At 56.7% G+C, this 15,518-nt stretch carries 14 protein-coding genes; 6 read left to right on the forward strand and 8 right to left on the reverse strand.

Features of this window, described 5'->3' with window-relative positions; genetic code table 11:
• Positions 1–45: 45 nt before the first annotated feature.
• A complete protein-coding gene (locus tag RHM59_RS17235) occupies positions 46–939 on the reverse strand; it encodes a metal ABC transporter solute-binding protein, Zn/Mn family (protein ID WP_322166746.1) in 894 nt (297 codons plus the stop codon).
• 330 nt (positions 940–1,269) lie between these two features.
• Between RHM59_RS17235 and RHM59_RS17240 the strand changes: the two genes are divergently transcribed.
• A complete protein-coding gene (locus RHM59_RS17240) occupies positions 1,270–2,499 on the forward strand; it encodes an N-acetylmuramoyl-L-alanine amidase (RefSeq protein WP_322224862.1) in 1,230 nt (409 codons plus the stop codon).
• 9 nt (positions 2,500–2,508) lie between these two features.
• On the opposite strand, the gene RHM59_RS17245 is transcribed toward RHM59_RS17240, so the two are convergent.
• Entirely contained in the window at positions 2,509–2,898 is a 390-nt protein-coding gene (locus tag RHM59_RS17245; protein ID WP_322184532.1) for a glutamine synthetase, read from the reverse strand.
• A 103-nt stretch (positions 2,899–3,001) separates the two neighbouring features.
• Here RHM59_RS17245 and zigA point away from each other — a divergent pair, with 103 nt between their 5' ends.
• Positions 3,002–4,210: a zinc metallochaperone GTPase ZigA gene (gene zigA, locus RHM59_RS17250; protein WP_322224864.1), complete on the forward strand. Its 1,209-nt coding sequence runs from the start codon at positions 3,002–3,004 to the stop codon at positions 4,208–4,210.
• Positions 4,211–4,229: 19 nt separating this feature from the next.
• On the opposite strand, the gene RHM59_RS17255 is transcribed toward zigA, so the two are convergent.
• Entirely contained in the window at positions 4,230–4,586 is a 357-nt protein-coding gene (locus tag RHM59_RS17255) for an NADH:ubiquinone oxidoreductase (RefSeq protein ID WP_322171283.1), read from the reverse strand.
• A 39-nt stretch (positions 4,587–4,625) separates the two neighbouring features.
• Between RHM59_RS17255 and RHM59_RS17260 the strand changes: the two genes are divergently transcribed.
• Complete coding sequence (locus tag RHM59_RS17260; RefSeq protein ID WP_322184534.1) at positions 4,626–5,588, forward strand: CobW-like GTP-binding protein; 963 nt, start codon at positions 4,626–4,628, stop codon at positions 5,586–5,588.
• Between the two features lie 39 nt (positions 5,589–5,627).
• Here the strand turns inward: RHM59_RS17260 and RHM59_RS17265 are convergent, their stop codons facing one another.
• From RHM59_RS17265 to uvrD, 5 genes are all read right to left on the reverse strand, one after another.
• A complete protein-coding gene (locus RHM59_RS17265; RefSeq protein ID WP_322184535.1) occupies positions 5,628–6,020 on the reverse strand; it encodes a DUF3301 domain-containing protein in 393 nt (130 codons plus the stop codon).
• 105 nt (positions 6,021–6,125) lie between these two features.
• Positions 6,126–6,611 carry an acyl-CoA thioesterase gene (locus tag RHM59_RS17270; RefSeq protein WP_322166738.1) on the reverse strand — a complete coding sequence of 162 codons (486 nt, stop codon included), beginning with the start codon at positions 6,609–6,611 and terminating at the stop codon, positions 6,126–6,128.
• A gap of 196 nt (positions 6,612–6,807) precedes the next feature.
• Positions 6,808–7,215, reverse strand: a complete 408-nt coding sequence (locus RHM59_RS17275; protein ID WP_322166737.1) for an SMI1/KNR4 family protein — start codon at positions 7,213–7,215, stop codon at positions 6,808–6,810.
• A 126-nt stretch (positions 7,216–7,341) separates the two neighbouring features.
• Complete coding sequence (locus RHM59_RS17280; protein WP_322224866.1) at positions 7,342–8,196, reverse strand: Tim44 domain-containing protein; 855 nt, start codon at positions 8,194–8,196, stop codon at positions 7,342–7,344.
• A 232-nt stretch (positions 8,197–8,428) separates the two neighbouring features.
• Positions 8,429–10,612 (reverse strand): DNA helicase II, encoded by a 2,184-nt coding sequence (gene uvrD, locus RHM59_RS17285; protein ID WP_322166735.1) that lies wholly within the window; start codon positions 10,610–10,612, stop codon positions 8,429–8,431.
• Between the two features lie 246 nt (positions 10,613–10,858).
• On the opposite strand from uvrD, the gene RHM59_RS17290 reads away from it, so the two are divergent.
• From RHM59_RS17290 to hexR, 3 genes are all read left to right on the forward strand, one after another.
• Entirely contained in the window at positions 10,859–13,396 is a 2,538-nt protein-coding gene (locus RHM59_RS17290; protein ID WP_322224868.1) for a putative bifunctional diguanylate cyclase/phosphodiesterase, read from the forward strand.
• 679 nt (positions 13,397–14,075) lie between these two features.
• Complete coding sequence (locus RHM59_RS17295) at positions 14,076–14,378, forward strand: DUF2845 domain-containing protein (protein ID WP_322224870.1); 303 nt, start codon at positions 14,076–14,078, stop codon at positions 14,376–14,378.
• Positions 14,379–14,543: 165 nt separating this feature from the next.
• A complete protein-coding gene (hexR, locus tag RHM59_RS17300; RefSeq protein ID WP_322224872.1) occupies positions 14,544–15,410 on the forward strand; it encodes a transcriptional regulator HexR in 867 nt (288 codons plus the stop codon).
• Positions 15,411–15,518: the final 108 nt, after the last annotated feature.

The following is a 15,518-nucleotide window of genomic DNA, read 5'->3' on the forward strand; positions in this document are numbered from 1 at the left end:
TCGCCAACTAGTTGGCCCCTACAGAGTTGTGGCGGTTAACCCTATCTATGGCTGGGCCAGCGCGTCGCGCAGGGTGTCGATGTTGGCTTGGTACATGCCTATAAAAGTGCTGGCTTGGCCTTTAGCCGACAGGGCGTCGGAGTACAGCGTGCCGCGAACGGGTAGACCGCTTTTTTCGGCTATCTGTTGCAACTGGCGCGGGTCTTGAGTGTTGTCCAGCAGCACTGCTTTGGCTTTATCGTCGTGGATTTTAGCGATCAATGCATCGCGCTGTTCCGGCGTCATTTCGACGTTGGCCGACACTCCCTGCGGCGCGATAAATTCGATTTGGTAGGAGGGGCTCAGGTAACCAAACGAGTTATGTGCCGTCACGAAGCGCCGACTGCCAGGCGCCAAGGTGCCCGTGGGTATCAAGCCAATTTTTACGTGAGCATCGTTGATCAGGGCGTGAAGTTGCTTGGTATAGGCCTTCCCACCGGAAATATACGAATTGGCGTGGGTCGGATCAACCGCGCTAAAGGCCAAGACGATGTTGTTCACGTAAAGCTCCGCGTCCGGCACGCTCTGCCAGGCATGTGGATCAATAACGGTTTTGCCGTTTTCCTTCGCGGTGCGTGGCGTGATGCCGCTGCTCGCAGTGATGACCAGTGTTTTCACTCCACTGCGTGTAATCAGCGCATCCATCCATGGTTCATAACCCAAACCGTTCTGAATGATCACATTGGCCTGCGCCAGCTTTTTCGTGTCATCACCGGTTGGCTTATACGCCTGAGCGTCTTGATCGGGGCCGACCAGATTGATGACCTGGATATGATCACCGCCAACGTGCTGGGCCATGTCGGCAAGAATGCTAAAGCTGGTCACGACTTTCAATTTTTCCGCTGCCGACAACGACAGTGGCAGCAGCAACAAACTGGATAGCACCAAGGCAACGCGCATCGGGTGAAACCTCACTGGAGGGTGTAGGCGAGCGCGTTCCAGCGCTCACCCGTGGGACGCATTATGCGGTATCTGACCTTAAACTTCAGTTCCACGTGGAACACTGTTCTTCGAAGTTGGCAGAATCTCTAGCCTGACAAGCGATGCGACACGTACCCACCCGGTCCAGGTGAAACGCTTGGCCTAGGGCTTCGCGGCTGTATCCGGCAGGGCCAAGGCGTTCATCAAATGGCCCATCGTCGAAGTAAAAAATCATGTTATGTTATAACCATTATTTCAACGTCACTTTTTTTGAGCCTGGATGCTCTCCCTATTTTTTCGGTACATCCCATGCACAGACGTCAAATGTTGCTCAACCTTCTTTTGGCCGGTGCGGCCTTGGCATTGCCGTTGGGTGTATCTGCTGCTCAGATTCGCAATGCTCGGCTGTGGCGAACGGACGATAAACTTCGCCTAGTGTTCGATCTTAGCGGTCCGGTCAGCTATAAGACGTTCACGTTGAGCGCGCCGGAGCGGGTGATCATCGACCTCAGCGGCGCGCAGTTGAGCGGGGATTTCCGCCAATTGGCGCTGGCGAACACCCCCATCAAATCCATTCGCTGCGGGCACTTTGGTCAAGGCGATACGCGCATTGTGTTGGACCTGAATGCGCCGGTGCAGCTTAGTAGTTTTTTGCTCGGTCCTGAGGGTTCGCAAGGCCACCGGCTGGTGCTGGATCTGGGCAGTGCGACTCACGTTCCCGTGCAGATCGCGGCCGTGGGTGCAATTGCGCCGCCCGAACAGCCGTCGCCATTACGAGACAAAGCTCATCCCAAGCGCAGCATCATGGTAGTGGTCGATCCCGGTCATGGCGGAAAAGACCCGGGTGCCATCGGCTCCAAAGGCGAGCGGGAAAAAGACGTGGTGTTGTCCATTGCCCAGTTGCTCGCCAAGCGCTTGAAGCGCGAGAAAGGGTTTGATGTGCGCCTGGTACGCAACGACGATTTCTTCGTGCCGCTGCGCAAGCGGGTAGAGATCGCTCACAAACTCAACGCCGACATGTTCATTTCCGTGCATGCCGACGCTGCGCCGCGGCTCACTGCATCGGGAGCCTCGGTGTATGCGCTTTCAGAAGGCGGCGCCACCTCGGCCACAGCGCGCTTCATGGCTCAGCGTGAAAACGGTGCCGACCTGATCGGTGCGAGGAGTCTGCTTAGCCTGAAAGACCAAGACCCGATGCTGGCTGGGGTGATTCTCGACATGTCGATGAACGCAACGATTGCGGCCAGTTTGCAGCTAGGCAACACAGTGCTTGGCAGCTTGGCTGATATAACGTCGCTGCATCAAAAACGCGTCGAGCAAGCGGGTTTTGCCGTGCTCAAATCGCCGGACGTGCCCTCGATTCTGGTCGAAACCGGCTTCATCTCAAACGTCCGCGACAGCCAGCGATTGGTTACGGCGCGTCATCAACAGGCCGTTGCCGATGGACTGTTTGAGGGGTTACAGCGCTATTTCAAACATAACCCGCCCACTGACTCCTATATGGCGTGGCAACAAGAGCACGCACGAGGGCAGGTTTGAGGCCCCGCGTTACTGGCAACCGCCCATACGGTTGCAGGTGAATTTGCTGCGTTTACCGTCAGAGCTGGAGACCCGGGTGATGGTCGTCCAGCCCACGCGTTGGCTGTAACCGATCCAGGTGTCGCCGTTCGACGCCAGGCCGGTAAAGAACGTCAGCATGCCGTAGCGACTATTGGTTTGTGCCCACAGCCGGTTGCCTTGAACTTCAAACCCACGAACGTAGGACACCGGGCCGGCCGTTGCCACGCTGTAGCGATTGCCGAGTGCATCGCTGCACGCGATCAGGTTCGCGCTCTGTGAGCAGCGGGTCGTTTGCGCCTGCATGTTGGTTGGGGCCGCCCGCGCCTGGGCGCTTGCGAGCAGTATGGCGACCATCAAACTCGTTAAAACGTGATTCATCGAAGCGGCCTTTGTCGTACGGGTTAGCTATTCTGCACTGTTATACTATAACATCTGCCGGCCGGCGCTTACTTGATGACTTGCGCCCGATGAGGACTGCCTGATGCCCAACCGTCTACCCGTTACCGTTCTGTCTGGATTTCTCGGCGCCGGTAAAAGCACGCTGCTCAATTACGTTCTGCGCAATCGCGAGCATCTCAAAGTTGCGGTGATCGTCAACGACATGAGTGAAATCAACATCGATGGTGGCGAAGTTCAGCGCGATGTCAGCTTAAACCGCGCAGAAGAAAAGCTCATCGAAATGAGCAACGGTTGTATTTGCTGCACCTTACGCGAAGATCTGCTTGAAGAGGTCAGTCGGTTGGCGCAGGACGGTCGTTTTGATTACCTACTGATCGAGTCCACCGGAATTTCGGAGCCGCTGCCCGTGGCGGAAACCTTCACGTTCCGTGATGAACAAGGAAAAAGCCTGGCCGATATGGCGCGTCTTGACACCATGGTGACCGTGGTGGATGGCATGAACTTTCTTCTCGATTACCAGGCCTCCGAAAGCCTGGCGACCGCTGGCCAAACTTTGGGCGAAGACGATGAGCGCTCGATTACCGATTTGCTGATCGAGCAGGTCGAATTTGCAGATGTTCTGTTGATCAGCAAGATCGACCTAATCAGCGTCAGCGAACGCGAGGAGTTGACCGCGATTCTGCATCGGCTTAACGCCCACGCAGAGATCATCCCCATGGTCATGGGTGAAATTCCGCTGAAAAAAATCCTCAACACTGGGCGTTTCGATTTCGAGCGGGCGTCGTTGGCACCGGGTTGGCTCAAGGAGATGCGCGGCGAGCACCTACCTGAAACTGAAGAGTACGGCATTGCTTCAACCGCTTATCGCGCACGTAGGCCGTTTCATCCTCAGCGGTTTTATGACTTCATCGACCGTGAATGGATCAATGGAAAACTATTGCGCTCAAAAGGCTTTTTCTGGCTCGCGAGCAAGCATCAGGACGCCGGAAGCTGGTCGCAAGCCGGCGGGCTGATGCGCTATGGTTTCGCCGGACGGTGGTGGCGTTTTGTGCCCAAACAACACTGGCCGCAGGACCCGGAAAGTGCGGCGACGATCATGGAAAACTGGGTCGAAAAAACCGGCGATTGCCGCCAAGAATTGGTGTTTATCGGGCAACACATCAACTTTGCACGGCTCGTCGACGAACTGGACAGCTGCTTGCTGACCGATGAGGAAATGGCGCTGGGTGTTGAGGAATGGCTTCAGTTTACCGACCCCTTCGGGCCCTGGCATGACGAGGTAGCCGCTTGAGGCTCACGGCCTGAGCAGCTTACGGTGTTAGCCACTGGCCTTGACTTTGTCCTTCGCAAAAAGGCTTGAGGTAGTGAGCGTCGGTGGCAACGCCGTAATAGTGAATATTTTGGTGATAGGGCATATTGGCGACTTGGGCATTGCTGCACACGCCAAAGGCGCCGGTGGGGCATTGCTCGACAAAGACGACGTCGACTTTTTGCCCGGCAAATTGCGGTTGGCAAAAGCCGTCGTGAAAAAGCTTCGTCGGGATGTTTCGGTTCTCCTGGCAAACTTTGACGTCGAGGCGTTCGGCTTGAGTGTGTACCACGCAAGCTTCGGCCCAAACCTCATTCGATGTCATCCATAACAGTGTCGCCAGCCAGATCACGCGCATCATTTACCCGTACCTTCCACTCTTAAGAAATCGGCCACTATGTTGCAGAACATCCCGACCCACGTCATTGCGGGCCCTTTAGGCGCTGGCAAAACCAGCTTGATCAAACAGCTGCTGACGCAAAAACCAGTCGGCGAGCGCTGGGCGATCTTGATTAATGAATTTGGTCAGATCGGTCTGGATGCTGCGCTGCTGACCACGGCCGCCGATGGTATCGCACTTGGCGAGGTCGCTGGCGGGTGCCTGTGTTGCGTCAACGGCGCGCCGTTTCAAATCGGTTTGGGTCGTTTGCTGAAGAGCGCGCGACCGGACCGATTGTTGATTGAGCCGTCAGGGCTTGGGCATCCGGCGCAGTTGATGGAACAGCTGCGTGAGCCACCGTGGGAAGGCGTATTGGCGCTTCAGCCCAGCGTGTTGGTGCTAGATGCGGCGGCAATGGCGGCGGGTCAGCCATTGCCATACAGCCAGCGAGCGGCGTTGAACGGTGCGGGTGTATTGGTCATGAATAAATCTGCGGGGCTAGTTCCGGCGGAACGCGACAAACTGGCTGGGTTATTACCGGACAAACCCTTGTTCTGGACCGATCAAGGCGTTCTGCCGCTGGCCAATTTGCCCGGCGTTGATGCTCAGGCGTCCGCGTCTGTGGATAACTTCAGTCCACCAAAAGGGTTGGCGCAACTTCCGGCCATCTGGACCGATTCCCGTCAGCCCATTTGCCTAAGCCAAACTCAGCCAGAGGGTTGGAGCATCGGTTGGCGTTGGCACCCAAGCCAACAATTTGAATTGATGCAGGTTCAGCAGTGGCTTAATCGTCAGGCGTGGCGGCGGGCCAAGCTGGTTATCCACAGCAACGCGGGGTGGTTGTCAGGCAATGCGCTGGAGGGCGCTGCAATTCACTGGCAAAACAGCGAATGGCGTCGAGACTCACGGCTGGAGCTGATTTTCAGCACGCCCCAGGACGAGGCGGCGTTGCAAGCGGGACTGGCTGCCTGCTTGATCTAAACGGGTTATGCACAGCCCCGTCTAGTTATGCACGTTTAATTACAACTTGCGCTTGATATGGTTTTCGCGCCATTCGCTCATCTCGATGACGTTGGCGCTTGGCGGTGGAGTTTTGATTTCAAACGGGTAGGGTGCCAGCACGATTTGCGCGGTGTGGGCGCCGAACATTGTGATCGTGCCGGGGTGCCGCTGCTCGCCGGTTACGGTGAACTCAAAGTTATACACGCGAGCCAAGCGCTTTGTGCCATTGGCATCGCGTGCAAATGTCAGGCGACGCAGCGCTACGTTGCCGTCAAGCAATTCGATGTCGAGTTTGGCGCAGTGTTGCTTAACCCGCGCCAATGCTTGCTCACGCAAACCATGGGAATGCCAGAGCCATGCGGCGCAGGTTGCCAAGACCATCAAGACAAAAAGATTACCCAGCGTCAGCATGAAAGTGTGCTCCACCAAAGGACGTCCAGCTTAACTGGGTATGACGATTTTCAGCCATACCGGTCGACCTAAATTTCGTTCAATTCCGTTCTTGTTCATCTGCCGTTAAGGCGCTTCTTCCTTGATTTCCTGATAACGCTTTTCAAGCTCTTGACGAATTTGACGCCGTTGCTTGGCTTGAACGTAACGACGCTTATCTTCGCTGTTGGCCGGTTCAAGCGGCGGCACTGTGGCCGGCTTGCGCTGATCGTCGACGGCCACCATGGTGAAGAAGCAGCTGTTGGTGTGTCGAACCGAGCGTTCGCGGATGTTTTCAGTCACCACCTTGATCCCGACTTCCATCGAGGTATTGCCGGTGTAGTTGACCGATGCAAGAAAGGTCACCAGTTCGCCCACGTGAATAGGTTCACGAAAAATCACCTGGTCCACTGACAGCGTCACCACGTATCGCCCGGCGTAGCGGCTGGCGCAGGCGTAAGCGACTTCATCGAGGTATTTGAGCAAAGTGCCCCCGTGAACGTTGCCAGAGAAATTGGCCATGTCCGGGGTCATCAAGACAGTCATCGATAGTTGAGCGTTTCCGGGTTCCATAGCGTACTCACAGGTGGGGTGTGTCAGAAGTGCACCTTAGGGTGGCGCTCATGTTCTTGGATCAATTTTTATACAGCATTATTCGGGACGACGGCGACGTCGCCGCCGTCACGTAGGCGTGTGTGTAAAGTCCCACATAGTTACATCCAGCTGGAGCCGTCCTGGCATTGCGCCGGAACGGCGTCCTGATGTCGACTCAGCTTTCCAGCCAGACATCCCGGGCCCAGTGCCAGACTGACTCCCAGCTTTCTTCAGTCACCAGCTCTTCTTCAGCGGACCATTGCACTACGGTGCCGTCTTCTTCCACGCAATAATAATCGTCGCCGTCCTGACAGATCGGGATCAATTCACGTGGTACGCCGATGTCCCACGCCGTTGCGCACACTTCTGGCAGATAAGTGTGCGATTGCGGGTCCATCACTGTGACCGGTTCCAAACTTCCGTAAACCACGTCGCTGACGGTGAGCAGGAATTCCTTGAACACGAACGGAATATTGATAAACAGCTGTTCCTCGATTTCTACCAGGACATCATCGTCAGGCAATTCAAGGGGTACTGGTACCCGTTCGTTCTTTTCACGCAGCTCTTCAATGACTTCTTCCACGACCTGGATCCTCTAAACTGTTGGCGCGGTTTATACAGTAGCGTAAAGCGTTTCTCAAAATAACTACCCGAATGGATAAAACAAAACCCCGGCCAAAGACCGGGGTTCTGTGTGTTGTAGCGCGGATCAGCCGTTTTGGCGGATACCGGCTACCAGCCAAGGCTGGTTATCACCTTGTGGACGCTCCATGTTCCAGCTTTCGCTGAACACTTCGCCTTGATCGAAGCGCGAAGTCTTGGACAGGCCGGAGAAGGTCAGCGTGGCGACGGTTTTATCCGCGCGATCATCCAGGCCGTCGAGTTGTACAGTCAGGTTGTCGATGTAGGTCGACTGAAAGCCGTCTCCCAGGTTTGCGCGTTCCTGCTTGAGGAACTGCAACATCTGTGGCGTCACAAACTCGGCAATCTTGTCCATCTCATTGGCGTCCCAGTGCTGTTGCAGCGACTGGAAGTGGCCACGAGCGGCGTCTAGGAAGCGTGATTCGTTAAACCAGGCTGGCGCTTGGATCACTGGCGCCGGTGCAGAAGCTGCGGACGACCCACCGAACATTGAGGCTTGAGCCGGTGGTTCATGGGTTTCACGCTGAAACGGCGTGTGGCCAGCGGCAGCCATGTCAGGCTGCTTGCGACGACGTGCGGCGATAAACCGGAAAATCACGAAGCCGATGATGGCCATGATCAGGATGTCGAAGAACTGCATGCCGTGGAAGCCGCCGCCCATGAACATCGAGGCCAGTAAGCCACCGGCTGCGAGGCCGGCTAAAGGACCCAACCAGCGCGACGCGCCGCCAGCAGGACGAGCAGCAGCGGCTGCGGCACCTGCAGCACCCGGTGCGGCAGATGGAGAAGAAGTCGGCGCTTGGCGCATTTGATGGCTTGGCGCTGAACCGAAGGACTTGCCGCCACCGAAGCGCGCGTTGGCGTCGAGGCTCATTGTGAGCCCGATGCACAACACCATTACGATGCTAAAAAAACGTTGCATAAGGGATTCCCATTTGTGGATTGCACGCGCGTCATGTTGCACATGAGCCATGGCGATAGCTAGCGACTAAATGTTTCGGGCTTTTACCTGGAAAGGCGAGGTCCGATTCTGCATAGCCTGTAAGGCATTTCCTTCCGCTACGACTGACACATTACCTGTAGGAGCCAACTTGTTGGCGAGAAGTCATAACATGTTCCTCGCCAACACGTTGGCTCCAGGTCCTGGCTTAAAGTCATATCGCTTCAAGCTTCGCGTAGCCCATCATCAACCATTTACTGCCTTCTTCGAAATTCACTTGGACTCGAGCCTGAGCCCCCGCGCCTTCGAAGTTCAGAATCACGCCTTCGCCGAACACCGAATGCTGCACTCGCTGGCCCAGACTAAACGCAGTGTCTGGAATGCCGGTGCCATTGAAAAGGCTGCTGGTGCCCATCTTTTGCACGCCGCCGAACGGTCGGCTGACGCTGTTGGACAACCGGACTTCCTGAATCAATGTTGGCGGAATCTCGCGAACGAAGCGCGACACCTTGTTGTAGGTCTCGGTGCCGTATAAACGACGGGTTTCGGCGTAGGTCATCACCAGTTGTTGCATGGCGCGAGTGATGCCGACGTAAGCCAGCCGGCGTTCTTCTTCCAAGCGGCCAGGTTCTTCCAGGCTCATCTTGTGCGGGAACAGGCCTTCTTCCATGCCCACCAGGAACACGTACGGAAACTCGAGGCCCTTGGCGCTGTGCAAGGTCATCAGTTGCACGCTGTCTTCGTGTTCTTCTGCTTGGGTATCGCCCGCTTCCAATGAAGCGTGACCCAGGAAAGCCGCCAACGGCGTCAGATCGGCGTCTTCTTCGGCGTTTTCGAAGTTGCGTGCGGCGCTGACCAATTCCTCAAGGTTTTCCACCCGAGCCTGGCCTTTTTCGCCTTTCTCTTCCTTGTGGTAGTTGATTAGCCCGGACTGCTCGATCACCGTCTGTGTCATGAGGTGCAACGGCATCTCCATGACTTTCGCTGCCAAGTTTTCGATCAGTTCAACGAACCCACCTAACGCTCCGGCTGCGCGACCAGTCAGGCCTTTGTTGGCGATCAGTTGGCGCATGGCCTCCCACATCGATACGTCGGCATGGCGCGCGTGTTCGCGAATGGCCTCGACAGTTTTTTCACCGATGCCGCGTGCTGGAACGTTAATCACCCGCTCCAGTGCTGCATCATTGCCGCGTCCGTCGAGCAAGCGCAGGTACGCCATGGCATTTTTGATTTCAGCACGTTCGAAGAAGCGCTGGCCGCCATAGATCCGGTACGGAATTCGCTCGCGCAGCAACGCTTCTTCAAGCACCCGCGATTGGGCGTTGGAGCGGTAAAGAATCGCGATGTCGCTGCGCATCAGGCCGGTTTTCAGGGCGCTTTCTATCGTCTCGACCACGTAGCGCGCTTCGTCGTGTTCGTTGAACGCGGCGTACAGGTTAATCAGCTCACCGTCGCCACCGTCGGTCCATAACTCTTTGCCCAAGCGCCCGCTGTTGTTGACGATCAACGCGTTGGCGGCTTTCAGGATGCTCGCGGTAGAACGGTAGTTCTGTTCCAGGCGGATGGTTTCTGTGTCAGGAAAATCTGACGAGTACTCGTGAATGTTTTCAATTTTTGCGCCGCGCCAGCCGTAAATCGACTGATCGTCGTCACCGACCACCATCAAGCTGTCGCCACCCTGAGCCAATAATCGCAGCCATGCGTACTGTACGGCGTTGGTGTCCTGGAATTCGTCGACCAGCACATGGCGGAAACGACGCTGGTATTGCTTTAAAAGCCCGGCATTGTCACGCCACAGGTCCAGGGCGCGTAACAGCAGTTCTGAGAAGTCGATCACCCCGGCACGCTGGCACGCGACTTCGTAAGCCTCATAGACAGCTTTCATGGTGGTCAGAAAGAAATCACCGCCCGCCTGAATATGCTTGGGTCTGAGGCCTTCGTCCTTTTGGCCATTGATGAACCATTGCGCCTGACGCACCGGCCACATCTTTTCGTCCAGATTCATCTCGCGCATCACGCGTTTGACCAGCCGTTGCTGGTCATCGCTGTCAAGAATCTGAAAGTTCTGGTTCAGACCGGCTTCTTGCCAATGCGCCCGCAACAAGCGGTGCGCCAAGCCGTGGAACGTACCGACCCACATGCCCGCCGGACTGATGTCCATCAGTTGCTCGATGCGGTGACGCATCTCGGCAGCGGCTTTGTTGGTGAACGTCACCGACAAAATCGAGTGTGATGAGGCTTGCTCGACCTGGATCAACCAGGCGATGCGGTGCACCAGCACGCGGGTTTTGCCGGAACCAGCGCCGGCAATGACTAACTGACGACCCACGGAGGCGGCTACGGCCTGACGTTGGGCATCGTTGAGGGAGTTCAGCAGAAGGGAGAGATCATCGCGCATCGGCGCATTCTAGGGTGCTGGGCTATGTCGGGCAAACCAAGCTTTGCATTAGCCGATAAAAGCGATGCCGGGGATGACCGGTTAGTCAGGGCTGGAAGCTGCGCGGGCCGTGGCTGAGCCGTCTGGAATAGAGTGTTCAAACCAAGCAGCGCAAGGATTATATGATCATCGACAGTTTGGTGTAGAGGGCGCCTTGTGTATGCTCCGTCCACGTTTAAGGCCCAGACCATTATAAGAACACCGCCTATGACTTCTAGCATCAGCTCCTCGGGCGCCGTTGTTGCGACCTGGCGAGTGATCCGCGAGCGATTTGCCCAGCAGATTGCCACTGATCGCACACGTTTGCTTTATCAAGGGTCGCTATTGCCGACCCTCTTCATGTTGCTCAATGGTTTGATCTGCAGCGGGTTATTGTGGAGTCCCAAGCGTCAGATGCTGATCAGCATCTGGCTGGGTTGGCTGACGATATTAGTGGGCTTGCGCGTCATCCAGGTAGCCGCGTTTAACGCGGCGTCGCCGTCGCGTCAGGCACAACCGATCTGGCGCAGAATGTTCCTGCTGGGGGCCTCGATCAGTGGCCTGACCCTTGCCAGCGCTACCTTCGCCCTGACGCCCTCCGACAGTTTCGTGCAGCAAGCCTGGGTGTTCGGCCTGATCGGCGCGGCGACGTTGTCGGCCAGCGTCGCCTACGCAGTGAGCATGCCAGCGTTCCTGAGTTTCATCCTGACGTCCTTGGTGCCCTCGATCGTCTACTTGTTTTTGCGCGGTGATGGGCAGTTGCGCGGGTGGGCTTGGCTCGGGCTGATTTTGCTGGTGGCGTTGATTGTGGTGGCGGTGCAGACCAACCGCTTGGTCCGTCGAGGCTTGCTGAGGCGATTCCAGAATCAGGCGCTGATCGAACGTTTGCAGCAAGCCCATGCCCAGAGCGAACAGCTTAATCAAGAATTGGCGCATGAAGTCGAGCAGCGGCGCAGAGCTGAACGGGCGTTACGCGAGGCTCAGATCGAACTCGAAGCCAGAGTCGCCCAGCGCGGCCGCGAACTGGACGTGGCCAATCAGGCCCTGAGCGAGAGTGAGGTCAGCGCCAGCAACCACCTCGAAGAACACCGCCGGTTAGCCGCAACGGTTTTCGAGGCTGCCAGCGAAGGTATTGTGATCCTCGACCCGGATTACATCATCGTCACCGCCAACCAAGCGTTCAGCCGGGTTACCGGTTACTCGCCGGAAGACATTTTGGGGCACAACGTCACCGAACTGGCGTGCAGCCGAGATGTAAAACGTCACTTCTCTGCGATTCATCAGTCGTTGGGGCGCACAGACAGTTGGCAAGGCGAACTGGTCGAAACCCGCAAGAATGGCGCGTTATACCCGCAGTGGCTTCAATTGAATGTCGTGCGCGATATTCGGGGAAACGTTAGCCACATCGTCGGCTTCTTCGCCGACCTGTCGGCGCGTCGTGAATCCGAGGAACGCATGCGTTACCTCACTCATTACGACGAGCTGACCGGCCTGGCCAATCGTTCGTTGTTCAAGGAGCGTCTACGCGAAGCCAACCAGCGCGTGCGTCAGGGGGGCAGGGGGCTGGCGCTGCTGCACATCGACCTGGACCGCTTCAAGTTGCTCAATGACAGCTTGGGTCATGAGGTTGCCGACCAGCTATTGCGTCAGGTTGCCCGACGTTTGAGCAGTGCAATGCCTGAGGCCGACACGATTGCGCGGTTGTCGGGGGATGAGTTTGCCGTGCTATTCGATGCCTACGGCAACTTATCCAGCCTGGCGCGGGTGACCAGCCGGTTGTTGGCCAAGCTGCGCATGCCGTTGATAGTTGATGGACAAGAGTTGGTGATCAGTGCCTCAGTCGGAATTAGCTTACTGCCTGATTCGGCCCGGGAGATTTCCGCGCTGATCAGCCAGGCCAACATGGCCATGCAGCACGCCAAACATTTGGGCGGCGACAATTTCCAGTTCTACACCGACAGCTTGCAGGCCAGCACGCTGGAGCGTCTTCAATTGGAAAATCAGCTGCGCAAAGCTATCGATGAAAAGCAGTTGCAGGTCTTTTATCAACCGAAGCTGTGCCTTGCGACGGGCCGTTTAAACGCTGCCGAAGCCTTGGTGCGCTGGCGCCATCCTACACTTGGCATGGTGCCGCCCGCGGACTTCATCGGCCTGGCCGAAGAGACCGGCCTGATCGGACCGATTGGCGAGTTCGTGTTGCGTCAAGCTTGCCGGCAAGCGTGCGAATGGCAGCGTCAGGGCCTTGAGCCGATTCGGGTCTCGGTCAACTTGTCGGTCCATCAATTGCGTCAGGGAAAATTGGTCAGTCTGGTTCGCCAAGTACTGGAAGAGACCGGGCTTGCGCCGCAATACCTTGAGCTTGAGCTAACAGAAAGCCAGCTACTCGACAGCGTGGAGCACATCATCGCAACCTTCCATCAGCTAAAAGGCCTGGGCGTGAAGCTGGCCATTGATGACTTCGGCACCGGTTACTCGTCATTGAGTTATTTGAAACGCTTCCCGGTGGACTACGTGAAGATCGACCAAACCTTCATCCGAGGCTTGGGCGAGGGCACCGAAGACGCAGCGATCACCCACGCCATTATTGAGATGGCTCATAGCCTGAACCTGAAAGTCGTCGCGGAAGGCGTGGAAAACCGCGACCAGTTGGTGTTTCTTAGCGCTCACGGGTGCGATGAAGTGCAGGGCTATTTGATTAGTCGGCCAGTGGAGGCAGACGCTGTGGGGCAATTGTTGCGCGAATATGTGCCGGGTACGTGGATGTGACCTACGACTCTGTAAGAGCGAACGTGTTCGCGAGGCGGCTGATGCGGCGTGTCAGGTATGCTGCTTCGCCAACAAGTTGGCTCTTATCAAACTACTTTTTAGTCTTTTGAAAACAATGGGTTGGCGCGGGTTTGGCGTGTATATCCGGCCTTTGTGGTTGCTGAGCTTATGGTTTCGCTTTTACAGCGAGTCACCTTTTTCAACCGCCAAAAAGGTAACCCAAAACGCTTGCCCCACCATGCAGGACCTCGCTTAGGCTCGGTCTTCCCTCACTCCGGCGTTGCTCCGGGGGTCGCCGTGAGCGGCCGTCCCTGGCCGCGCACGGCTTACTCGGCATCCTTGCCTCGTCACCCCCTGCGCAACGCCTGCGTTCGGCCGCATGGTTTCACGGGGCCTCTTTCCGTAATTTGATATTCAATCCACGGGCGATCTACAGGCAGGCGACCATCTGGAGCCAACTTGTTGGCGAAGGTCCTTCGGACCTGATCGCAGCCTTCGGCAGCTCCTACAAAAATCGGTGCAGCGCCAAAATCTGTGGGACCGAATTTATTCGGGAAGGCTTCCGTCCTGACACGCTGCAATCTCGAAGCACACACAGTGCTTCCCAGTTTGCTGCGCGACAGCGCAGCGTCGAAGACGTGGCGGACCCTCCTGCGGAACCAGTGATGGGAGAGGTGGTGTGACATTGAATAGAGGGATGATCGGCGTCGCACTGTTGTTGGCTGCAAGCGGCAGCGCCCAAGCATCGATGCGCTGCGCGAGCGGCTTGATTGATGAGGGCGACACTGTCGGCGTGGTCGTCAGTACGTGCGGGCAACCTGCCCATCGCCAAGTGTCGGCGCCCGCCGTGAATGCCGACGGTGTTCAGGCCTACAAATCAGTCACCGTCGAGGACTGGGTGTATGGTCCGACCAACGGCCTTTATCAGTACTTGCGCTTCATTGACGGGAAACTGGTGAGCATCCGTAGTGACCGGAAATAGGCACCGAATTGTCCGTGATGACGCGTCGGATATTTCTTATTTTGAGCGCGTCATTTTCGACATATCTTCCGCCCCGGCTCGTTTAGCTGTGCGGCCCGCAGGTCATGTAGTATAACTACAAGAAAGCTACATCCCGGCCAAGCCGTCATCATTGAGTCCTCCCCTTTGAATCTGTTGCAACACATCGGCCAGTCACGCCATCTGCTACGCAAGTCGGAACTCAAGGTTGCCGACCACGTGCTGCTTGACCCTGCGGCCGTGATGCACAGCTCCATGGCTGACCTCGCCCACAGCGTGGGCATCAGCGAACCCACGATCGTGCGGTTTTGTCGTGCCATTGGTTGCACCGGGTTTCAGGACCTGAAACTGAAGCTGGCGCAAAGCTTGGCCGCAGGTGCAAGCTTCGGTCAGTTCGCCATTCATGAAGACGATTCGGTTGCCGATTACAGCCTGAAAATTTTCGACACCACGCTGCACACGCTGATGGAGGTTCGTGAAAATCTCGATCCCCACGCGCTGCAATCTGCGGTAACGGCCATGGCGGCTGCGCAACGTGTCGAGTTTTACGGCTTCGGTGCTTCTGGCGCGGTGGCGGCAGACGCACAGCATAAATTCTTCCGCCTGCTGCTGACCGCTGCCGCTTATTCCGATCCGCACATGCAGGCCATGTCGGCCGTAACGCTCAAGCCCTCCGACGTCGCGATCTGTATTTCCCAATCGGGTCGCTCCAAGGACTTGCTGATCACCGCTAATCTGGTCCGCGAAAGCGGTGCCACGTTGATCACCTTGTGCCCAAGCCAAACGCCGCTGGCGGAGTTGGCCACCATCAACCTGGCCATTGATGTGCATGAAGACACAGAAATCTATACGCCACTGACCTCTCGCATTGCCCACCTGGTCGTCATCGATGTACTGGCGATGGGCGTGGCCATGGCCCGCGGACCGAGTTTGGTTAACCACCTCAAAAGTGTAAAACGCAGCCTTCGTAGCCTTCGCTTATCGCCAAAATCAGTCAAAAACCTCGACGACTAAAAGACCGTCTTCGCGAATGAATTCGCTCCACAGATAAATTGCATTCCCCTGTGGGAGCGAATTCATTCGCGAAGAAGTTCACACGGTTAACGGCAGAATCTCGTCAAA

The sequence above is a fragment of the Pseudomonas sp. MH10 genome (assembly GCF_034353045.1).
Lineage (GTDB): Bacteria > Pseudomonadota > Gammaproteobacteria > Pseudomonadales > Pseudomonadaceae > Aquipseudomonas.